Source organism: Micromonospora sp. RP3T (genome assembly GCF_003027925.1).
In the GTDB taxonomy this organism is placed as follows: Bacteria; Actinomycetota; Actinomycetes; order Mycobacteriales; family Micromonosporaceae; genus Micromonospora.
Map to the genome: position 1 here is coordinate 37499 of NZ_PYPS01000033.1, position 19102 is coordinate 56600.

The following is a 19102-nucleotide window of genomic DNA, read 5'->3' on the forward strand; positions in this document are numbered from 1 at the left end:
CGGTGCGCTGCGTCGGACCGTGAAACGGCCGACGCACACGGGGAGGACACATGATTGACAGGCGTCGCCGTATGTGGGCGATCGTCGCGGTGGGCGGGTTGGCCGCCGCACTGCTCACTGGTGGGACCGCATCGGCAGTGGCCGGCGGTGCGGAGGTGCCCGACGGCGGCTTCCCGTTCACCGCCAAGATCAGTTTCGGTGACCTGCGCAGTTGCACCGGGGCGCTCGTCGCCAGCCGCTGGGTCGTCACCGCGAAGTCGTGCTTCGCGGACGGCACGGCACCCGTGGCCGAGGGCGCACCGGGCCGCCCGACCACCGCCCTGGTGGGGCGGACCAACCTGGCCGGGCAGGCCGGGCACCGACTCGCGGTCACCACGGTCGTCCCGCACCCGACCCGGAACGTGCTGCTCGCCGAGCTGTCCGCGCCGGTCACCGACGTGACGCCGGTGGCCTGGTCCAGCACCGCGCCCGCGCCGGACGAGACACTGCGGGTCACCGGCTACGGCCGGACCGCGACCGAGTGGGTGCCCGACCGCCTGCACACGGCCACCGTCAACGTCACCGGCGTGGGGGCCGCCACGATCGACGTGGACGGCACCTCGACGGCGGCGACCATCTGCCGGGGCGACGGCGGCGGGCCGGCGTTCCGGGAGACGGGCTCAGGCGTCGCGCTCGTGGCGATCAACGACACCAGTTGGCAGCACGGCTGCCTCGGCGAGACGGAGACCCGCACCGGTGCGACCCAGACCCGCCTGGACGACCTGGGCGACTGGTTCCGGCAGAGCGTGCGCCTCCAGCCGTACGCGTTGACCAACACCGTCACCGGCGAGTTCAGCGGGGACCAGCGCGACGACCTGCTGGCGGTCGAGGCGGGCACCGGCAGGCTGTGGCTCCACCCGGGCACCACCACCGACCGACTCTGGGGTGACCGGGTGCAGGTCCGGCCCGACGTCACCTGGGGCGCCTACCGCGACCTGATCGCCGGCCACTTCGACGGGGACGCCTACGAGGACCTGGTCGGCATCGAGACCGCCACCGACAAGCTCTGGCTCTTTCCGGGCACCGGCACACCCGCGGTGCTCGGGCCGCGCGTGGAGGCCGGCGTCGGGTGGGGCGACTTCACCGACCTGGTCGCCGGCCGGTTCAACCGCGACGGCTACGAGGACATCGCGGCGGTCGCGCTCAGCACGGGTCAACTCATGATGTGGCCGGGCACGGCGCCCGGCGGTGCCTTCTTCAGCACCCGCACCGAGATCGGGTCCGCCGGCTGGACCAGCCTCCGCGACCTGGTCGCCGGCCGGTTCAACCGCGACGGCTACGACGACGTCGTGGCCGTGGACAAGGCCACCGGCAATGTCCTCATGTATCCCGGCACCGCCGCCGGCGGAGCCTCCTGGGGCACGAGGAGCGCGATCACTGCCGGCGGCCGGACGCTGAGCGCGGTCACCGCCGGCCGGCTCAACCCCGACGGGTACGACGACCTGCTCGCCACGGAGGGCGACCAGACCTGGCTCTATCCCGGCACCAGCGCCGGCGGCCCGCTCGGTGCGCGGGTCACGCCGCTCGGCCGGGTCCCGGCGCTCCAGCCGCACGGCCTGCTGGAGGCGGTCACCGGCGAGTTCACCCGCGACCAGTACGCCGACCTGATCGGCGTCGAGCGGGTCACCGGCCGGCTCTGGCTCTACCCGGGCACGGGCACCGGCCGCTGGGGCACCCGGGTCGTGGTGGGCGTCGGCTGGACCGGCATGCGGGACCTCACCGTGGGCCGGTTCACCGCGGACAACTACGACGACCTGCTCGCCATCGACTCCACCGGCAACCTCTGGCTCTGGCCGGGCCTGGCGGGCGGCACCGACTGGGGCCCCCGGAGCACCAAGCCGGTCGGCGTCGGCTGGCAGGGCCTGGAGCGGCTCACCACCGGCCGGTTCAACGACGACACGTACGACGACCTGGTCGCCGTGGACAAAGCCACCGGCAAGCTGCGCATGTGGCCCGGGCGCGGCAACGCGACCTGGTCGACGGGCGTCGACCTGGACACGTCGAACTGGAACGCCCTGGGCGCGGTGGCGCGGGGCCGGTTCAACCGCGACTCGTACGACGACCTGACGGCGGTGGAGAAGAGCACCGGCAAGCTGTGGCTCTACCCGGGCCGGAGTGGGGGCGGGTTCGGCTCCCGGGTAGAGGTGTTCGGCAGCGGCTGGGCCGGCCGGGACGAGCTCGTCTCGATCCGGTTCGACCAGGACGGTTACGACGACCTGATCGCGGGCGAGGCGGCGAGCGGGCGGGTATGGGTCCATCCCGGCACCGCCGCGGGTGGCGCGGCGTGGGGCGACCCGACGGAGTTCGGTCCGCTGGGCTGACCCTGGGTTCTTCGCGTGGGGCCGGCGGCACGTCGCCGCCGGCCCTTGCGGGTCAGTCCGCCAGGCGGACCCGGACCCGGCGGTTGGCTCGGCCCTTGCTCTCCACCTTGACCACCTGGACCTTGCCGATCTGGGCGGTGGAGGCGACGTGCGTGCCGCCGTCGGCCTGCACGTCCAGCCCGACGATGTCGACGATCCGCACCTCCTGCTCGTCCGGCGGGATCAGGTTGGACTGGGTGCGGATGATGTCCGGCAGCGCCAACGCGTCGGCGCGCGGCAGCACCCGGACCGCGACCGAACGGTCGGCGGCCACCTCGGCGTTCACCAGCTCCTCGATGCGGGTCTTGAAGTCCGACGGCACCTCGGGGAGGTTGAAGTCCATCCGGGCCTCCCCCGGTTCCATGTTGCCGCCGGTGACCAGCGCACCGAAGTCCCGGAACACCACGCCGCAGAGCACGTGCAGCCCGGAGTGGGTCCGCATCAGCATGGTCCGGCGGGCGTCCTCCACCGCGCCGGTGACGTCGACGCCGACCGGCGGCACCGGGTCACCCTCGGCCGGGATCAGCCACAGGTCGTCGCCCTTGCGGGTGCCCACGATCCGGGTCTGTACGCCCTGCCAGAGCAGCACCCCGTGGTCCGGTGGCTGGCCCCCGCCGCCCGGGTAGAACGCCGACCGGTCCAGCACGATGCCCTGCTCGGGGTCGGCCGCCAGCACCCGGCACGTCCACTCGCGCAACGTGGGGTCGGCGAGGTCGAGGCGGTGCGTACGGCCGTGGTGTGTGACGCCCATGCCGCCCGACGTTACCCGTTGAGGAACGACGAGATGCGCTCCCGCACATCGGCGCGTTCGGTCCAGAGCACGCCGGGCCGGTCGTACACGTGCAGGGTGGCGGCCGGCAGCGCGGCGGCGAGCTGCTCCGCGACGGCGACCGGGTGCAGGTCGTCGTCGACGCAGCCGATCACCAGCGCCGGGGCGGTGACCGCGGCGAGCGCGTCGGCGTCGTCCAGCGGGGCCTGGCCGGGCAGGCTGGCGAGGCCGGGCGCGAGCCCGTCGCGCAGCAGTTGATCGAGCCGTTGCCGCAGGTAGGCCCAGCCGGCCGGGGTGTTGCGGACCGACGGTGGCAGCTCCAGCGACACGACCTCGGCGAGCGCGTGCGCGTCGCCGTCGGCCACCGCGTCGAGCAGGCCGGTGAGGCGGGCCCGCGCCACCTCGCCGCGCGGCGTGTCCAGCACCGCGGGGAGGAAGAAGACGAGTTTCTCGAAGCGTTCCGGGCTCTCGGCAAGCAGCCGGCACAGCGCGCCCGCGCCGAGGCTGGCGCCGAACGCCCGGGTGGCGCCGCCCAGGTCGGCGACGGCCCGCAGGTCACGGGCGAGGTCGAGGTAGGTCCACGGCCCGGGTGGGGAGTCGGACCGGCCGTGCCCCCGGAACTGGAAGAAGACCCGCCGGCCGGTGACGCCGCTGCCGAACGGCCGGGTGGTGGCGATGCCGTTGCCCAACCCGTGCGCGAACACGGTGACGGGCTCGCCGACGCCGGTGACCAGGCGTTCCAGGCTCACCCCGTGCGGGGTGTCGACAAGTTCCGTCTCCGGCTCGGGCAGCGCCGGCCGGCCGGTCCGTGGCCCGCCGGGGCCGGGCCCCCAGGTGCGGGGGCCGCCGTCCGGTGGCGGGGGCCAGCGGAAACCTCTCACCAGGACCCTCGGCCGTCGTGCAGGTCCCGTAGGCCGGGTCGCACGTCGAGCAGGTAGATGAGGCCGGCCGCGATGCCGATCAGTCCGAAGAGGCTGATCGGGCCGAAGCCCAGCAGCGTCAGCAGCAGGCAGACCGCCAGGATGGCGACCCAGCCGCCCTTGGGCAGTGTGCCGAGGGCGGCGAAGCCGTCGCCGCGCTGGGTGAGTGCGTGCACCAGGGCCACGCCCTGGATGACCAGGGCGAAGACGAGCAGGATCAGCTGAATCACGGAGCGGACTTCGAACGCGAAGATCGGCGCGGCGTAGGCCATGTCGGCAAGCTTATGCCGAGACCCCGGAAACGTCCGACAGGACGCTGTCCGGGGCCTCGGTGGAGAGTCGGGTCACTCGGCGGCGGGGCGGGTCCGCTTCGTGGCCTTCGGCAGCTTCGCCGACGGGGTGTCCGGCTTGCCGGCAGCGGCCCGGGTGGCGGTCGCCTTGGTGGCCCGGGTCCGCTTCACGGCGGCCGGCTTGGCGGCCACCGCCTCGGCGACCTCGGCCGGGCTCGGCACCTCGGTCTTCGGGGCCTCGGCCGTCCCGGTCTTCGGGGCCACGGTCGACACGGCGGCCGGCGCGGTCTCGGCGGTCGCCTCGATGTCGGCGTTCACCGTGTCGGCGGCCTCCAGCACACCGGCGCCGACGACCCGCTCGCCCCGGGCGACCAGCTCGGCGTACGCGGCCAGGGCGCGCTCCTGCGCGGCGTACGCGCCGGCCACCACGGCGGCGGCGTTGCGGGTGGCGGCCTCACGGAGCTTGTCGAGCTGAGCAGCCTCGCGGAGCTGGTCGAGGTCGGTGGAGCGCAGCCCGGTGGCGGTCAGGTTGGCCGTCTTCAGCGTCTCGGTGGCCTTCTGGCGCAGCTCGTAGCTGGTGCCGACGGCCTTGCCGCCGAGGTCGGCCACGACCCGCGTGCCCAGGCCGCTGACCACGGTGGGCAGCTTGCGGAGCTGCTCCAGGGCCAGCTCGCCGGCGCCGGCGGCGGCGTAGAGGGGGGCGGGGATGCGGTTGGTCTTCGGCTGGGTCATGACTGCTCCTCTTCGGCCGCACCGGCGGCCTTCCGGGCCGCCCGGCGGGCGGTCGTGCGTTCACGGGCGGCGGTGGTCGGCGCGGGCGCGGGGCCCGCCTCGGTGACGGCTACCGATTCGAGGACGGCCTCGGTCGGGGTGCCGTCGGGTGTCACGGGGCCGGTCGCGGCCGGCGCGACGGTGGCCGGGGCCTCGGGCGCGGTGGCCGGCTCGGCGGCCTCCGTGGCCTCCGCCGGCTCGGGCGGGGCAGCGGTCGGCTCGGTGGGCTCCACCGGTCCGGCCGTGCCGGTCGCCTCGGCCAGGCGCGCGTTCTCCCGGCGGAACGTCTCGTAGATCTGGGTGAGCGACTGCTTCTGGGCCATGGTCAGCTCGGCGTCGACCGCGATGGCCGCGAGCACACCCTGCCCCTCCTTGTCGTCCAGCAGTCCGGCCCGCAGGTACATCGCCGGGGTGGAGACGCGTAGCGCGCTGGCGAGCTGCTGGAGCACCTCGGCGCTCGGCTTGCGCAGCCCGCGCTCGATCTGGCTCAGGTACGGGTTGCTGACGCCGGCCTGCTCGGCGAGCTGACGCAGTGAGATCTTCGCGTTGCGCCGCAGGTCGCGAATGAACCCGCCGACATCGGGAAGGTCCTTGCTGGTGGCCATGACTCAACGCTAGCGCGCGCTGCTAGCTGCTGCAAGCAAAGTGCTAGCCAGAGTTAGCGACGTCACCCGAAGTCGGTTGCGGGGTCGGCGTCCGCCTCCGTACCGTTCCGCCGTGACGAAGATCGAGATCAACGGCGCGGCGCTCGCCTACGACGAAGCGGGCAGCGGCAGCGTCGTGATGCTGCTGCACGCCGGCATCGCGGACCGGCGGATGTGGCGCGACCAGGTGCCGGCGCTCGCCGCCCGGCACCGGGTGATCGTCCCGGACCTGCGCGGCTACGGCGAGTCGGAGCTGCCGCCCGAGCCGTTTGCGCACCACGACGACGTGGTCGGGCTGCTCGACGCGTTGGGCGTCGAGCGGGCCGCGCTGGTGGGCTGTTCGTTCGGCGGCCGGGTCGCGGTGGACACCTCGCTGGCTCACCCGGACCGGGTGAGCGCGCTGGCGCTGTTCGGCGCCCCGCTCTCCGGCCACGAGTGGTCCGAGGAGACCGAACAGCTCTGGGAGGACCTGGTCGGCGAGGTGGACCCGGAGGACTTCGGGGCCACCGCCGCCGGGGAGGTGCGGTTCTGGGTGGTCGGCCCGAGCCGGGAGCCGGCCGATGTCGACCCCGAACTGATCCGGTTCGCCGAGGAGATGGACCGCCGGGCGCTCGCCGCCGAGCAGGCACTCAGCGCGGTCGAGGTGGGCGAGCTGGACCCGCCGGCCGCCGACCGCCTGGGCGAGCTGCGGATGCCGGTGCTGGCCGCGGCCGGCGCCGACGACATCCCCGACATCCGCCGCCTGGCCGACCGCATCGCCGCCGAGGCACCCCACGGGGTACGCCTCCCCGACGTCCCGAACGCCGCCCACCTGTTCCCCCTGGAGCACCCCACCGAGGTCAACACCGCACTCCTCGCCTTCCTCCCCTGACCACCCTTCGTTGATCTTGCAGTTGCCGCCCCGGCAAACCGGGCACGACGGGCGGGATGGGGGCCGCAAGTGCAAGATCAGCGGGTCACCAGAGGGGGCGGACGGCGCCTACCGGGAGGCCGCCGCCCAACAGGGGAACCTCGGCGTACTCGGTGAGGATGGGGGCGGTCAGGCCCAGCCGGATCAGGGCGGAGGTCAGGACCGGCATCCGCGGGCGGGCGGCACCGTCGTCGATCTTGAGGGCGACCGCGCCGACGCCCGGGACCGCCGCCGCGATCACCCCCTCCGCGCCGATCTTGGCGAGCAGACCGGGTACGCCACGCATCAGCCGGGTATCATCGGCCCGGGTGCCGCCGACCAGCTCCGGGTACGCGCGCATGGCGTCCGCCACGGTCCGCTCCACGGTGCCCGGCTCGGCGGTGACCAGCCGCAGGAACGCGCGCGCCAGCCCGGTCACCGACACGGCGTGCACGGGCGCGCCGCAGCCGTCCACCCCCACCGCCGCCGCCCGCTCCCCGGCGAACTCCTCGACGGTGGCGGTCAGCCGCTGCTGGAGCGGGTGCTCCGGCCGCCAGTACCCGTCCCCCGACCAGCCGGCGGCCCGGCAGGTCAACAGCATGCCGGCATGCTTGCCGGAGCAGTTCATCAGCACCCGGGACGGGCCGCCACCGGCCCGTAGCACCGCCTCCCGGGCGGCCTCACCGAACGGCAGGTCCGGCGGGCAGTGCAGCGCCTCCGGGGTCAGGCCGGCGCCCCGGAGCAGCGCGGTGACGCGTTCGACGTGGAACTCCTCACCGGCGTGGCTCGCGGCGACCAACGCCACGTCGGCCGGGTCGGTCAGCGCGAGCCCGGCCCGGAGCATGCCGATCGCCTGCATCGGCTTGTTCGACGACCGGGGGAAGATCGGCGAACCGACGTCGCCGGCGCCGGCGACCGGCGTGCCGGCGGCGTCCAGCACCACCACGGAACCACGGTGGACGCCCTCCACGAACCCGGACCGGACCACCTCGGCGAGCGGCACGCCGCCCTCGTACGTCTTTCCCACAGGGTGGACGGTACCGACGGGGCGATCACGGCCGGCAGCGGGGTGACCTGGGACGTCGGCCGCGCGCGTACAGGTGCGGGTGCTTGTCCGCCGCTTACACGCCGAGCAGCGCGCGGGCCTCGGCGGTGGTCAGCGGCGGGCGCTGGGCGAGTTGGGCGAAGCCGACCGCGCGCGCCACGAGCTGCATGTTGGACTCCACCGGGCGGCCCTTCGCGTAGGTGACCGTGTCCTCCATCCCGACCCGCAGGTGACCGCCGGTGGCGAGCGAGGACAGCATCACCGGGATGGTGCTGCGGCCGATGCCGGTGGCCGCGAACGTGGTGCCCTCGGGCAGGTCGCGGAGCATCTGCTGGGCGGAGACGAGGGTGGCCGTGGTGCCCGGCATGCCGCCCGGCACGCCCATCACGAAGTCGACGTGGACGTGCCCGCCGTGCGGCAGGCCGTACTTGCCGAGCAGCCGCTGCAACGCGGCGAGGTGGCCCAGGTCGAAGATCTCGTACTCGGGGACGACGCCCCGCTCCTGCATCCGGGTGTGCAGGTCGACGATGAACTCCCAGCGGTTGAGGAACACGTCGTCACCGAAGTTGACAGTGCCCATGGTGCAGGAGGCCATGTCCGGCCCGGCGTCGAGCACCGCGAGCCGGTGCGCCTCCGGGTCGGTCACCGCGCCGCCGGAGGAGAGCTGCACGATCAGGTCGGTGCTCTCCCGCAGCGCCGACACGGTGTCCCGCAGCCGGACCGGGTCGAGCGTGGGCCGCGCCTCGTCGTCCCGGATGTGGACGTGGATCACGGCCGCGCCGAGCGCCTCGCACTCCTTGGCGGTCAGCACCAGCTCGTCGAGCGTCACCGGCAGCGCCGGCACCTCCGCCTTGGCCGACTCCGCACCGGTGGGGGCAACCGTGATCAACGTCCCTGTCGTCATGCCCCGGATCCTAGACCGCTGCCCGACGCAGGGTCGACCGGAGGATTTCCGGCGCGGGCGGTGTTAAGAAGGGGCCCTTCCTCTACCGGAGGCGTTAACAGGGGGCCCTTCCCTACACGTCGACGGCGGCGGCGCTGTCGCCCACCATCAGGCGGGCGTCGTCGGGGGTGTTGCGCTTGAGCACGGCGAGCGCGATCTGCCCCAACTCGTAGTGGTGCACGGCGGTGCCGACGAAGCCGACCGTCCGGCCGTCCAGCGTGACCGGCGTGCCGGCGGGCGGCGGCTGGTCGGTGGTCACGCCGTCCAGGTGCAGCAGCGCGAGCCGGCGCGGCGGCTTGCCCAGGTTGTGCACCCGGGCCACCGTCTCCTGCCCCCGGTAGCAGCCCTTCTCCAGGTGCACGGCCGGGGCGATCAGGTCCACCTCGGCGGGGATGGTGCGGTGGTCGGTGTCCACCCCGGCCCGGGCCCGCCGGGCGGCCACCCGGATCGCCTCGTACGCCCACAGCCCGGCCACCGGCACGCCCGCGCCACGCAGCACGGTCACCACGTCGGCCATGGCCGGACGCGGCACCAGGAGGTCGACGCCGAGCGCCACCCGCCGGGCCCAGCCGCCGGACGGCAGCGGCTTGACGTCGTACACCACGGAGGGCCGCGCGGGCAGCTCACCGGAACGGAACTTCGGACCCGGCACCCCGAGCAGGTCGGGTGCGGCCAGGTCGGTGACGCCGAGCGTGCCGAGGGCGTCGACGGCCGCCGGCCCGACCAGCGAGAGCAGCGCGTGCCCGGCGGTCGCGTCGCGCGGGTCGACCTTGCTGAAGAAGCGCATCCTCTCCAGGTACGACAAAAGCCCGCCGGTCATCCCCGGCTCGGTGTCCAGCCAGGTGGTCTCGCCGTCCTCGGCGACCAGCGCGTGCTGCTCGACGTGCCCGTTCGGGGAGAGCACCAGCAGCTCGGTGCCCTGCCCGGGCGCCAGTGCGGCCAGGTGCTGGCTGGTCAGCGTGTGCAGCCAGCCGATCCGCTCCTCGCCGGGCACCGCGATGACGCCCCGGTGCGAGCGGTCGACCAGGCCCACGCCGGTGGCGAGGACGCGCTGTTCGCGCATCGGGTCGCCGTAGTGCGCGGCCACCGGCGCGACGCCGGCTGCCCGGTGGGCCGGGTCGGGCTGGTCCCGGGTCTCCTCGTCGATGGCGTCGGCGGCCACCGCGCCCGCGATGTCGATCATTTGCGTTCCCCGTCCTGTGCGCACCGGCCGCAGACCCCGAAGAGCGCCACGTGCCCGATGTCGACCTGAAATCCGCGCTGCCCGGCGAGCTGGTCGGCGAGCGGCCCGAGCATCTCCGGGGCGATCTCGTCGATCGCCCCGCACTCCCGGCACACCAGGTGCACGTGCTCGTGCTCGCCGGCCGCGTGGTAGGTCGGCGAGCCGTGCGACAGGTGGGTGTGGGTCACCAGGCCGAGCCGTTCCAGCAGCTCCAGCGTGCGGTAGATGGTGGTGATGTTGACCCCGGCCGCCACCTCGCGGACCGCCGTGTGCACCTGCTCCGGGGTGGCGTGCCCCAGATCCAGGACGGCCTTCAGGACCAGCTGCCGCTGCGCCGTGAGCCGCAGCCCGCGCGAGCGGAGCAGTTCCGCGAGGGAGGATTCCGACACCCTCCGATCATAGTTCGGCCGCCGCGCCGGTCCCGGTCGCCGCCGGGGTACGCCGCTACGCTGCGCCGGTGGAGGCGACCCGGGTGGCGGTGCCCGGCCGAGGGCTGGTCCCGGCCGGCGAGCCGGTGCTGCGCGGCGACGACCGGGGCGTCCTGCACGGCGACGGCTTGTTCGAGACGCTGCACCTGCGCGCCGGCCGGCCCTGGTTGCGCGACGCCCACCTGGCCCGGCTGGCCGCCGGCGCGGCGGCGATCGACCTGCCGTTGCCGCCGGTCGAGGCGCTGGTGGAGCTGCTGGACGCGGTGCGGGTCGGCTGGCCGCCGGAGACCGAGGGCGCGTTGCGGCTGGTCTGCACGCGCGGGCCGGAGGACGACGGCCCGCCCACGGCGTACGCCACGCTCGGCGAGGTGCCGGCGGCGGTTCGGCGGGCCCGGCGGGACGGGGTGACGGTGGCCACCCTGCCGCTCGGCGTGGCCGCCCGGTCCCGCCCCGAGCTGGGCTGGCTGCCGGCCGGTGTGAAGTCCATCTCGTACGCGACGAGCACCGCGGCCCGGCGCTGGGCGCGACGCGTCGGCGTGGACGACGTGCTCTGGGTCTCGACGGACGGCTACGTGCTGGAGGCGCCCACCGCGAACGTGGTGTGGCTGACCGCGGGCACGCTGCTGACCGTGCCGGCGGCGGCGACCGGCGTGCTGCCCGGCGTGACCGCCGACCACCTGCTGGCCAGGGCGCCCGAGCTGGGCCTGACCGCGGCCGAGCACCTGCCCACCGTCGCCGACCTGCACGACGCCGAGGCGATCTGGCTGACCAGCTCGCTACGCGGCCCCACCGAGGTCAGGTCCCTGAACGGAACCCCCCGCCCCCGCTCCCCCCTGACCGCCCACCTGCAATCCCTCCTGGGCTTCCCCCACCCGCCCTCCCGGCGTTGATCAAGGAGTTTGCGTCGGAGTTGATCTCCTTCTTGACGCAAACCTCTTGATCAACGCCCCGGGAAAGGGTGTCAGCCGGCTACTCGGGTCAGGCGGGCGGAGAGGTGGGGGGTCAGGGGGTGGCCCATGGCGGCCATCTCCTGGGCGTAGAGCAGGGCGCCCTCCACGATGCCGAACAGGCGGGCGCCGGCGGTGACCTCCTTCGCGGTGGCCGTGCGGACGACCGCGTCGGTGGTGAACTCGATCTGGGTGCCCTTGCGCTTGCCGATGTGCAGCTCCATCACACCGGTCGGCACGCTCATCAGCGCCTCGATCTCGTCGGTGACCCGCTCGCCGTCCAGCACCGGACGCCACCAGCCCACCTCGCGACCGGCCGGGCGGACCGGGCGGCTCTGCTCGTCCAGGATCCACGCCCGGGACTCGTAGAACAGGAACGGCCGGCCGTCGTGGCTGATCCGGATCTCCTGGGCGTAGTCGAAGTCCTCGATCGTCGGGAACCCGCCCCGGCCCCGGCCGCGCCACACCCCGATGTACGGCAGCAGCCCGTCCAGGCTCGGGTGCAACTTGGGACCGACGCGCAGGTCGTGGCTCTCCTCGTACGGGTACTCCTCGACCGGCGGCGCGTTCAGCCACGGCGGCTGGAGGGGATTCTCACTCACGGGTTCACCACTTACCTCTTGCGATTCGGACTGCGACATAGACCAGGCCGCCGGCGAGCGCGCCGAGACCGGCGACCAGCAGGCTGACGAACCCGATCTCGGTAACCATCCGGGCCATCCTATGCTGGGCGGCATGACGCGCACTCTCGTCGTCAAGGCCACCGCCGGCGCGGACGCCCCGGAGCGGTGCGCCCAGGCGTTCACCGTCGCCGCCACGGCGGCCGCGGCCGGGGTCGACGTGTCGCTCTGGCTGACCGGCGAGTCGACCTGGTTCGCGCTGCCCGGGCGGGCGGAGTCGTTCGAGCTGCCGCACTCGGCGCCGCTGGGCGAGCTGCTGCACGTGGTGCTGGCCACCGGCCGGGTGACCGCCTGCACCCAGTGCGCGGCCCGGCGGGACATCGGCCCGGACGACGTGATCCCGGGCGTACGCATCGCGGGAGCGGCGGTCTTCGTCGAGGAGGCCGTGGCCGACGGCGCGCAGGCTCTGGTCTACTGACCCGCGCCGGGTTGTCCATTCTGACCGGTGCGCCGATCCTGACCCGATATGTCGGGACCCCGCCTACCATTCGGATGTGAGTGAGGCGATCGAACGGTTCTTCGCGTCGTTGCCGGCGCGCGCCCCGGCCGTGCTGCGCAGCCCGATCGGCGGCACGCTCCGGATCGACCTGGCCGACGGCAACCGCACCGAGCACTGGTACGTGACGCTGGCGCCCGGGTCCGCCCGGGTCCGCCGGCAGGAGGACCGCCCACCCGACGCCGTGCTGACCGTCAGCACCGAACTCTTCGAGCGGCTGGTCACCGGCCGGGAGGCCGGGCTGGCCGTGGTGCTGCGCAACGAGGCCACGTTCGGCGGGCACGTCGTGCTGTTCCTGGCGCTCCGTCGCTTCCTGCCCGACCCACCCGGCGTGCGGGACCCGAGGGAGACCGCCCGTGAGCACGTCCGGCGGTCGGCGTGAAGGAACGGGTCAGCATCCTCGACGGCAACACGTTCCTGGTCAGCGACCGACGCGGCAACATCGAGCCGTCGTACGACTTTCCCACCGGGTTGTTCTCCTTCGACACCCGGTTCCTCTCCACCTGGATCCTCTCCCTGGACGGCCAACTCCTGCACGCGCTCTCCATCGACGACTCGCTGTCGTACAAGACGCGGTTCTTCATGGTGCCCGGCGAGCCGACGCACTACCTGGACGCCGACGTCTCGGTGATCCGCAGCCGCTCGATCGGCGGCAGCTTCGACGAGGAACTGACCCTGCTCAACCACTCCGAGCAGGAGAAGGAGTTCCGCCTCCGGCTCGACATCGCCTCCGACTTCGCCGACCTGTTCGAGATCAAGCACCAGCGGGAGAAGAAGGGCAGCACCACGCCCACCGTGGAGGAGAACGGGCTGCGGCTCACCTACCGGCGGCAGGGGTTCCACCGGGAGGCGAGGATCAGCAGCACCGCCCCGGCCGAGGTGGACCGGGGCGGGATGACGTTCCGCATCCGCGTCGGGCCGCACGGCGAGTGGACCACCCGGCTGCACGTCGCCACCATGATCTACGGTGCCCGGGGCGAGGACATCCGGGCCACACTGCCGCTGGGCGGTCACCGCTCGGTGGCGGCCATCGAGGCCGAGCACCACGAGCTGATCGAGCGCGCGCCGACGCTGGGCTGCGACTGCGAGCCGCTGGCCGGCGCGTACCGGCGCAGCCTCACCGACCTGGCCGCGCTCCGGTACGAGTCGATCACGCTCGGCGTCCGGTTGGTCGCCGCCGGCCTGCCCTGGTTCATGACGCTGTTCGGCCGGGACAGCATCTTCACCTCGCTCCAGATCCTGCCGTTCCTCCCCGAACTGATCCAGCCGACCATCCTGATGCTGGCCGGGCTCCAGGGTGGCCGGATCGACGACTTCCGCGACGAGGAACCCGGCAAGATCCTGCACGAGCTGCGCTACGGCGAGACCGCCGGCTTCGAGGAGCAGCCGCACTCGCCGTACTACGGCGCGGCCGACACCACCGCGCTCTTCGTGATCCTGCTCGACGAGTACGAGCGGTGGACCGGGGACGGGAAGCTGGCGCGGCAACTGGAGTACGAGACGCGGGCGGCGCTGGACTGGCTCGACACGTACGGCGACCTGCTCGGCACCGGTTACGTCTGGTACATGTCCCGCAACCCGGAGAGCGGGCTGCCGAACCAGTGCTGGAAGGACTCGCCGGACGCCATCTCCTACTCCGACGGCCGGCTGCCGGAGTTCCCGCGCGCCACCTGCGAACTACAGGGATACGCGTACGACGCCAAGCTGCGCGGCGCCCGGATGGCCCGCGAGTTGTGGGGCGACCCGGCGTACGCGGACCGGCTGGAACGCGAGGCGGCGGCGCTGAAGGAACGGTTCAACCGCGACTTCTGGATCCCCGAGCGGGAGTACTACGCGCTGGCGCTGGACCCGCAGGGGCGACGGGTGGACGCGCTCGCCTCGAACATCGGCCACCTGCTGTGGAGCGGCATCGTCGACGACGCCAGGGCGCCGGCGGTCGCCGCCCACCTGCTCGGCCCGCGCCTCTTCTCCGGCTGGGGCGTGCGTACGCTCGCCGACGACCAGGGCCGGTACAACCCGATCGGCTACCACGTCGGCACGGTGTGGCCGTTCGACAACTCGATCATCGCGTGGGGCCTGTGGAAGTACGGCTTCCGCGAGGAGGCCGGCCGGATCTGCGAGGCGATGCTGGACGCGTCCCGGTATTTCGACGGACGACTGCCCGAGGCGTTCGCCGGCTACGAACGCGGCCTCACCGACTATCCGGTGGAGTACCCGACCGCGTGCAGCCCGCAGGCCTGGTCAGCCGGCACGCCGCTGCTGCTGCTGCGCGTCATGCTCGGGCTGGAGCCGCAGGGCGAACACCTGATCATCGACCCGGCCGTGCCGCCGGGGATGGGCCGGGTGGAGCTGCTCGACATCCCGGGCCGGTGGGGCCTGGTGGACGCGCTGGGCCGCAGCCGCACCCCGGACGACGAGAACCGTGGGCACTGACCGGTCGGGTCAGGCTCGGCAGGGGCTGGTGACCGCCACCCGGACCCGCCCGTCGACACGCTCGGCCAGCACCGCCGGGTCACCCGGGCGGGCGTACCGGTCGGCGGAGTCCACCACCGGCGCGGCGCCGGCCCCGAACGCGGCGGCCAGCGGCTGGTCGGCCGTCACGCCGGCCTCGCCCCGGGCGGTCCGGGCCGTCCCACCACCCGGGCACGGCGCGGCCAGCACCTGGACCGGCCCGGTCGGGCCGCCCCAGCGGCCCAACGCGCGGGTCAGCGCGGCCGACTCGACGGCGGCGTCGACGGCCGGCGCCCGGTAGCCGTCACCGACCGGACGACAACCGGTGTCGGCGGTCAGCAACACCCGACCGGGCCCGCCGGAGCGCCCCTCGACCGCCACGAAGTCACCGGCGTCCGCGCGTAGCAACGGCTCACCGTCGAACGTCGAGACGCCCGCCCGCCACTCCGGCGGCAGCCGGTCGGCCACCCCGCGCAGCAGTTCGCGGACGTCACCGTCGGCCGTCGCCACCTCGATGCCGCGCTCCAGCGACGCGCCGGCGTCGATCGGCGTCACCCGGCAGCCCCGTTCCAGCCGGTCGGGCCGGAGCGCCGGCACCCCGGCCGACCCGATCGCGGCGGTCAGCTCGCCGATCGCCCGGTCCACCACCGGGCCGGCCTGACTCAGTGAACGCTGCTCCTTGACGGTGGGCGGATCGGTGCGCACCGACCACCAGGTCAGCCCGGCGAGCAGCACGGCCCACACCACCGTGGCGACCACCAACCAGCGCTGCCGTCGCCGGCGGGACGGCCGATGGTGGGGACCCGACGGCGGGGCGTACCCCGGCTGGACGACACCGCTCACCGCGCCATGGTGTCACGCCCCCACGACCCGCCGACCGTGACCGGTCACCCGGCTTGGAGATCTTGGAACGAAACGGCCATCATAGGGGCCTTTTCGTTCCAAGATTCACTCTCGTCTCAACTTACGGAAGATCGTTCTCAGGGCTTGCGCAGCCACGTCGCCGGGTCGGTCACGAAGACACCCTTGCCCTGATGCCGGTCAATCACTTCCAGCGCCTCAAGGCGCACGAAAACCAGGCGGATCGTTGATGCGCTCACCCTGTGCAGCTCGCACAGCTCGGCGATCGAGGGAAGCTTCTCCCCCGCTTTGAGTCGGCCGCTGCTGACGTCCGCCATGATCTCGTTAGCGATCTTGAAGTAATCCGGCAAAGCAGGCATGACACTCCTTGCGTGGCACCTGCGATTCGATCACGGGGCACGCGCGGGTAACAAGCCGAAGACACCAAACAGGCGAAGGTTGCCTTCAGTAACTTCAGTGACTATGTTGTCGGTTGAGCGCTCCTCGCGTGGCAACGAGCAGGGCTCTTCCCCCGGTCGGGGCGGGTGTCGGAGCTGGAAGGGACACGCCCGCCCCGGCCACCTTCCACGGCAGCGATCCGGCTGCCCTGACGGAGAGGTGGTCCTCATCGTGCCGAGGCTCCTCCGCCCGACCCGGGTGCTGCGATGAGCGCCGTGACCGACCGCGAGCGGTACGTCGTACACCTGACCGTGGCCGCCGACGACCTGCCGGCGGCGCGGCTGCTGGCCCGCGCGATCGGCCGGTCGCTGGCGTTCCTGCCCGAGCTGGTGCTCGGCGAGACGACGGTGTCCGAGGAGGGCGCGCCGGACGCGCAGCACCAGGTCTTCTGCGACCGGCGGCTCGGTGGGCGACGCCGCTGCGTCCGGCGGGTGGACCATCCCGACGGCTGCACGTCCTGACCCGGTGGTCCCCGGCACGGCTCGGGCCGGTCACCCTTGTGCGGGGCGACCGGCCCGAGCCGATGCGCGTGGTGCGGAGGTGTGAAGCGGGGGCCCCGCCTATACCGGAGGCGTTAACAAGGGGCCCCGCCTTACGCCTTCACGGTGATGGTGACCTCGTTGATGCCGCGGGCGGCCGTCACGGCCGTGTCGCCGTTGCCGTGCCGGGAGAGCGCCCGCAGCGTCCACGAGCCCGGCGCGGCGAAGAACCGGAACTGACCGGCCGGGGACGTCACCACCTCGGCGGTGAACTCGCCCGTCGAGTCGAGCAGCCGGACGTACGCGCCCGGCACCGCCTCGCCGGACTCGGCCAGCACCTGCCCGGTGATGACGGTTTCCTTCTCCAGGTCGAGGCTGGCCGGGAGCGGGGCGGCCTGGTCCGGCGCGGCGCAACCGGCAGCGGTCGGAGCGGTGGGAGCGGTCATGTCAGGCCTCCCCGGGCTCGTCGCCGAGCGCCACCGGCACGCCGACCAGCGAGCCGTACTCGGTCCAGGATCCGTCGTAGTTCTTCACGTTGCGGTGCCCGAGCAGTTCCTGGAGCACGAACCAGGTGTGCGAGGAGCGCTCGCCGATCCGGCAGTAGGCGATGGTCTCCCGGCCGTCGTCCAGCCCGGCGGCGGCGTAGATCTTGCGCAGCTCGTCGTCGGACTTGAACGTGCCGTCCTCGTTGGCCGCCTTGGACCACGGCACGCTGATCGCGGTCGGCACGTGGCCGGCGCGCTGCGCCTGCTCCTGCGGCAGGTGGGCCGGGGCGAGCAGCCGGCCGGCGTACTCGTCGGGGCTGCGCACGTCGACCAGGTTCTTGGTGCCGATGGCGTCGACCACCTCGTCGCGGAACGCGCGGATCGAGGTGTCCGGCGCCTGCGCGACGTACTGCGTGGCCGGGCGGGTCACCGCGTCCTTGACCAGCGGGCGGGCGTCCAGCTCCCACTTCTTGCGACCGCCGTCGAGCAGCTTGACGTCGCGGTGGCCGTAGAGCTTGAAGTACCAGTACGCGTACGCGGCGAACCAGTTGTTGTTGCCGCCGTAGAGGATGACGGTGTCGTCGTTGGCGATGCCCCGCTCGGAGAGCAGCTTCGCGAACTGCTCCTGGTTGACGAAGTCGCGGCGGACCTGGTCCTGGAGGTCGGTCTTCCAGTCGAGCTTGATGGCGCCGGCCAGGTGGCCGGTGTCGTAGGCCGAGGTGTCCTCGTCGACTTCGACGAAGACGACGCCCGGGGCGTCGAGGTTCTTCTCGGCCCACTCGGCCGAGACGAGTGCGGTGTCGCGACTCATCAGATCACTCCCTGGTGAGGATGGGTGGTGAGCCTGCGCGCGGAGATCGAAGCCGGTGGTAGTCGCACCACGCGCGGGACCCTGAGCTAGGAACGGATCACGGGTACGTGCGACGGCGCCGCTGCCGGGCGTTCGGGGGGTGTAAGGAACCCTTGGTGCCGGTGGCCGCTAGGCGGCCGAAGACAGCCCCGCCGTCAGATGACGGGGCGACACAGGCAGGTGGCCACGCGGCACAGGTCGACCGCGCGCCGTTTGGTGAGGTGGGTCCCCATGGGGAGGGAGACTACCAGCCGACCCGGTCGTGGGGCACCGGGCCGACCAGCATCCGGGACGTCAGCGGGCGGAGTTGATCGGCACGTTCGCGGCGTCCGCGTCGACCACCAGGCCCTCCGGCCTCGGCTCCACCTTGCGGACGTTGAGCTGGAACGGCAGCTCCGGCAGCGGCACGTCGATCGAGATGCTCCGGGCGTAGTTGGCCAGCAGCGTGCGCGCCAGCGCCACGTTCGGCAGGCCCTCGGCGGTGAGGTCGCTGAAGCGCAGCGCCACCTTGCCGTCGGCCACCGTCACGGCGGCGGTGCCGTTGACGGTCAGCTTGACGCCGAGGATGTCCACCGGGGCGGTGACCGCCAGCTTGCCGTCCCGCTCGCCGAGCGTCAGGCCGGGCCGCTTCAGCAGCTTGGCCAGGCTGTCATAGGTGACGGTGCCCCGCCCGTCGACGCGCTCGGCCACCACGTCGCCCTGGCCGGAACGGATCGTGTCCAGCGACGCGGTCACGTCGCGGGCGTCCACGTCCAGCCGCGGCACGTCGACCGTGTCGCCCTGCACGCTGCCCTTGACGTCGGTCAACTGGATGGAGATGCGCTCGTACTTTCCGGCGAGCACCTGGTTGAGGAACGGGAAGCCGCCCACCTCGACCTTGGGCGCGGCGGACTGGGCGTCCTGCTTGGCGACCTCCTGCCGCACCTGGTCGGCGATCGCCCGCTCGGCCACCCCGGCCGCCACCCGGTCGGCCACGACCAGGAGCCCGGCCAGCACCAGCAGCAGCACGAGGAAACCGATCAGCACCTTCCGACCCCGGCGACGGGGCCGGCCCTCCGCCGGGTACGCCTCTGCCACGCCGCCTCCAGTCCTCGC

The 19102-nt window shown here is 73.2% G+C and carries 24 protein-coding genes; 7 read left to right on the forward strand and 17 right to left on the reverse strand.

Features of this window, described 5'->3' with window-relative positions; translation table 11 throughout:
- Positions 1 to 50: 50 nt before the first annotated feature.
- Entirely contained in the window at positions 51 to 2360 is a 2310-nt protein-coding gene (locus C8054_RS24015) for a trypsin-like serine protease (RefSeq protein WP_233220152.1), read from the forward strand.
- A gap of 52 nt (positions 2361 to 2412) precedes the next feature.
- Here the strand turns inward: C8054_RS24015 and C8054_RS24020 are convergent, their stop codons facing one another.
- From C8054_RS24020 to C8054_RS24040, 5 genes are all read right to left on the reverse strand, one after another.
- The gene (locus C8054_RS24020) at positions 2413 to 3150 is read right to left on the reverse strand and encodes an alanyl-tRNA editing protein (RefSeq protein ID WP_107160463.1); all 738 of its coding nucleotides are present in this window, start codon (positions 3148 to 3150) and stop codon (positions 2413 to 2415) included.
- 11 nt (positions 3151 to 3161) lie between these two features.
- The gene (locus C8054_RS24025; RefSeq protein ID WP_107160465.1) at positions 3162 to 4049 is read right to left on the reverse strand and encodes an alpha/beta fold hydrolase; all 888 of its coding nucleotides are present in this window, start codon (positions 4047 to 4049) and stop codon (positions 3162 to 3164) included.
- Complete coding sequence (locus C8054_RS24030) at positions 4046 to 4360, reverse strand: DUF2516 family protein (RefSeq protein WP_107160467.1); 315 nt, start codon at positions 4358 to 4360, stop codon at positions 4046 to 4048. The genes C8054_RS24025 and C8054_RS24030 overlap by 4 nt, the downstream gene beginning before the upstream one ends.
- Before the next feature lie 72 nt (positions 4361 to 4432).
- A complete protein-coding gene (locus C8054_RS24035) occupies positions 4433 to 5110 on the reverse strand; it encodes a hypothetical protein (RefSeq protein ID WP_107160469.1) in 678 nt (225 codons plus the stop codon).
- Positions 5107 to 5754, reverse strand: coding sequence for a helix-turn-helix domain-containing protein (locus C8054_RS24040; protein WP_107160472.1), 648 nt, complete (start codon positions 5752 to 5754; stop codon positions 5107 to 5109). The genes C8054_RS24035 and C8054_RS24040 overlap by 4 nt, the downstream gene beginning before the upstream one ends.
- A 112-nt stretch (positions 5755 to 5866) precedes the next feature.
- Between C8054_RS24040 and C8054_RS24045 the strand changes: the two genes are divergently transcribed.
- Positions 5867 to 6664 carry an alpha/beta fold hydrolase gene (locus C8054_RS24045; protein ID WP_107160474.1) on the forward strand — a complete coding sequence of 266 codons (798 nt, stop codon included), beginning with the start codon at positions 5867 to 5869 and terminating at the stop codon, positions 6662 to 6664.
- A gap of 85 nt (positions 6665 to 6749) precedes the next feature.
- Here C8054_RS24045 and C8054_RS24050 read toward each other — a convergent pair whose 3' ends face one another.
- The 4 genes from C8054_RS24050 to C8054_RS24065 all read right to left on the reverse strand — a co-directional run bounded on the left by C8054_RS24050 (position 6750) and on the right by C8054_RS24065 (position 10281).
- Entirely contained in the window at positions 6750 to 7709 is a 960-nt protein-coding gene (locus C8054_RS24050) for an asparaginase (protein WP_107160476.1), read from the reverse strand.
- Positions 7710 to 7803: 94 nt separating this feature from the next.
- Entirely contained in the window at positions 7804 to 8631 is an 828-nt protein-coding gene (locus C8054_RS24055) for a 3-keto-5-aminohexanoate cleavage protein (RefSeq protein WP_107160479.1), read from the reverse strand.
- Between the two features lie 112 nt (positions 8632 to 8743).
- Positions 8744 to 9853 (reverse strand): folate-binding protein YgfZ, encoded by a 1110-nt coding sequence (locus tag C8054_RS24060; protein WP_107160481.1) that lies wholly within the window; start codon positions 9851 to 9853, stop codon positions 8744 to 8746.
- Positions 9850 to 10281, reverse strand: a complete 432-nt coding sequence (locus tag C8054_RS24065) for a Fur family transcriptional regulator (RefSeq protein WP_107160483.1) — start codon at positions 10279 to 10281, stop codon at positions 9850 to 9852. Before C8054_RS24065 ends, C8054_RS24060 begins: the two co-directional genes overlap by 4 nt.
- A gap of 68 nt (positions 10282 to 10349) precedes the next feature.
- Between C8054_RS24065 and C8054_RS24070 the strand changes: the two genes are divergently transcribed.
- Positions 10350 to 11210, forward strand: a complete 861-nt coding sequence (locus C8054_RS24070) for an aminotransferase class IV (RefSeq protein ID WP_107160486.1) — start codon at positions 10350 to 10352, stop codon at positions 11208 to 11210.
- Positions 11211 to 11281: 71 nt separating this feature from the next.
- Here the strand turns inward: C8054_RS24070 and C8054_RS24075 are convergent, their stop codons facing one another.
- Both C8054_RS24075 and mtfM read right to left on the reverse strand, forming a co-directional pair.
- On the reverse strand, positions 11282 to 11908 hold the full coding sequence (locus tag C8054_RS24075) for an FABP family protein (protein WP_107160488.1): 627 nt from the start codon (positions 11906 to 11908) through the stop codon (positions 11282 to 11284).
- Complete coding sequence (mtfM, locus tag C8054_RS33280) at positions 11874 to 11978, reverse strand: small membrane protein MtfM (RefSeq protein ID WP_013288813.1); 105 nt, start codon at positions 11976 to 11978, stop codon at positions 11874 to 11876. The genes C8054_RS24075 and mtfM overlap by 35 nt, the downstream gene beginning before the upstream one ends.
- A gap of 12 nt (positions 11979 to 11990) precedes the next feature.
- On the opposite strand from mtfM, the gene C8054_RS24080 reads away from it, so the two are divergent.
- The 3 genes from C8054_RS24080 to C8054_RS24090 all read left to right on the forward strand — a co-directional run bounded on the left by C8054_RS24080 (position 11991) and on the right by C8054_RS24090 (position 14876).
- Complete coding sequence (locus C8054_RS24080) at positions 11991 to 12365, forward strand: DsrE family protein (RefSeq protein ID WP_107160490.1); 375 nt, start codon at positions 11991 to 11993, stop codon at positions 12363 to 12365.
- 76 nt (positions 12366 to 12441) lie between these two features.
- Entirely contained in the window at positions 12442 to 12825 is a 384-nt protein-coding gene (locus C8054_RS24085; protein WP_107160492.1) for an SCP2 sterol-binding domain-containing protein, read from the forward strand.
- Positions 12822 to 14876 (forward strand): glycogen debranching N-terminal domain-containing protein, encoded by a 2055-nt coding sequence (locus C8054_RS24090; protein WP_107160494.1) that lies wholly within the window; start codon positions 12822 to 12824, stop codon positions 14874 to 14876. The genes C8054_RS24085 and C8054_RS24090 overlap by 4 nt, the downstream gene beginning before the upstream one ends.
- 9 nt (positions 14877 to 14885) lie before the next feature.
- On the opposite strand, the gene C8054_RS24095 is transcribed toward C8054_RS24090, so the two are convergent.
- Both C8054_RS24095 and C8054_RS24100 read right to left on the reverse strand, forming a co-directional pair.
- Positions 14886 to 15737, reverse strand: coding sequence for a hypothetical protein (locus C8054_RS24095; RefSeq protein ID WP_107160497.1), 852 nt, complete (start codon positions 15735 to 15737; stop codon positions 14886 to 14888).
- Positions 15738 to 15874: 137 nt separating this feature from the next.
- Positions 15875 to 16114, reverse strand: coding sequence for a winged helix-turn-helix domain-containing protein (locus C8054_RS24100; RefSeq protein ID WP_107160499.1), 240 nt, complete (start codon positions 16112 to 16114; stop codon positions 15875 to 15877).
- A gap of 285 nt (positions 16115 to 16399) precedes the next feature.
- On the opposite strand from C8054_RS24100, the gene C8054_RS24105 reads away from it, so the two are divergent.
- On the forward strand, positions 16400 to 16654 hold the full coding sequence (locus tag C8054_RS24105) for a hypothetical protein (RefSeq protein WP_107160501.1): 255 nt from the start codon (positions 16400 to 16402) through the stop codon (positions 16652 to 16654).
- Positions 16655 to 16785: 131 nt separating this feature from the next.
- On the opposite strand, the gene C8054_RS24110 is transcribed toward C8054_RS24105, so the two are convergent.
- The 4 genes from C8054_RS24110 to C8054_RS24120 form a co-directional block, all read right to left on the reverse strand.
- The gene (locus tag C8054_RS24110; RefSeq protein WP_107160503.1) at positions 16786 to 17118 is read right to left on the reverse strand and encodes a DUF1416 domain-containing protein; all 333 of its coding nucleotides are present in this window, start codon (positions 17116 to 17118) and stop codon (positions 16786 to 16788) included.
- A 1-nt stretch (position 17119) separates the two neighbouring features.
- Positions 17120 to 17968 (reverse strand): sulfurtransferase, encoded by an 849-nt coding sequence (locus C8054_RS24115; RefSeq protein ID WP_107160505.1) that lies wholly within the window; start codon positions 17966 to 17968, stop codon positions 17120 to 17122.
- Positions 17969 to 18162: 194 nt separating this feature from the next.
- Positions 18163 to 18240 (reverse strand): Ms5788A family Cys-rich leader peptide, encoded by a 78-nt coding sequence (locus C8054_RS33375; RefSeq protein WP_310503780.1) that lies wholly within the window; start codon positions 18238 to 18240, stop codon positions 18163 to 18165.
- A gap of 61 nt (positions 18241 to 18301) precedes the next feature.
- On the reverse strand, positions 18302 to 19084 hold the full coding sequence (locus C8054_RS24120; protein WP_107160507.1) for a DUF2993 domain-containing protein: 783 nt from the start codon (positions 19082 to 19084) through the stop codon (positions 18302 to 18304).
- Positions 19085 to 19102 lie beyond the last annotated feature (18 nt).

Excerpts from the sequence above, each read along its gene's own strand:
- C8054_RS24075 (WP_107160488.1), bottom strand. The coding sequence starts at position 11,908 with ATGTCGCAGTCCGAATCGCAAGAGGTAAGTGGTGAACCCGTGAGTGAG.
- C8054_RS24030 (WP_107160467.1), bottom strand. The coding sequence starts at position 4,360 with ATGGCCTACGCCGCGCCGATCTTCGCGTTCGAAGTCCGCTCCGTGATT.
- C8054_RS24080 (WP_107160490.1), top strand. The coding sequence starts at position 11,991 with ATGCTGGGCGGCATGACGCGCACTCTCGTCGTCAAGGCCACCGCCGGC.
- C8054_RS24105 (WP_107160501.1), top strand. The coding sequence starts at position 16,400 with ATGAGCGCCGTGACCGACCGCGAGCGGTACGTCGTACACCTGACCGTG.
- C8054_RS24060 (WP_107160481.1), bottom strand. The coding sequence starts at position 9,853 with ATGATCGACATCGCGGGCGCGGTGGCCGCCGACGCCATCGACGAGGAG.
- C8054_RS24115 (WP_107160505.1), bottom strand. The coding sequence starts at position 17,968 with ATGAGTCGCGACACCGCACTCGTCTCGGCCGAGTGGGCCGAGAAGAAC.
- C8054_RS33375 (WP_310503780.1), bottom strand. The coding sequence starts at position 18,240 with ATGGGGACCCACCTCACCAAACGGCGCGCGGTCGACCTGTGCCGCGTG.
- C8054_RS24015 (WP_233220152.1), top strand. The coding sequence starts at position 51 with ATGATTGACAGGCGTCGCCGTATGTGGGCGATCGTCGCGGTGGGCGGG.
- C8054_RS24100 (WP_107160499.1), bottom strand. The coding sequence starts at position 16,114 with ATGCCTGCTTTGCCGGATTACTTCAAGATCGCTAACGAGATCATGGCG.
- C8054_RS24055 (WP_107160479.1), bottom strand. The coding sequence starts at position 8,631 with ATGACGACAGGGACGTTGATCACGGTTGCCCCCACCGGTGCGGAGTCG.
- C8054_RS24110 (WP_107160503.1), bottom strand. The coding sequence starts at position 17,118 with ATGACCGCTCCCACCGCTCCGACCGCTGCCGGTTGCGCCGCGCCGGAC.
- mtfM (WP_013288813.1), bottom strand. The coding sequence starts at position 11,978 with ATGGTTACCGAGATCGGGTTCGTCAGCCTGCTGGTCGCCGGTCTCGGC.
- C8054_RS24020 (WP_107160463.1), bottom strand. The coding sequence starts at position 3,150 with ATGGGCGTCACACACCACGGCCGTACGCACCGCCTCGACCTCGCCGAC.
- C8054_RS24040 (WP_107160472.1), bottom strand. The coding sequence starts at position 5,754 with ATGGCCACCAGCAAGGACCTTCCCGATGTCGGCGGGTTCATTCGCGAC.
- C8054_RS24035 (WP_107160469.1), bottom strand. The coding sequence starts at position 5,110 with ATGACCCAGCCGAAGACCAACCGCATCCCCGCCCCCCTCTACGCCGCC.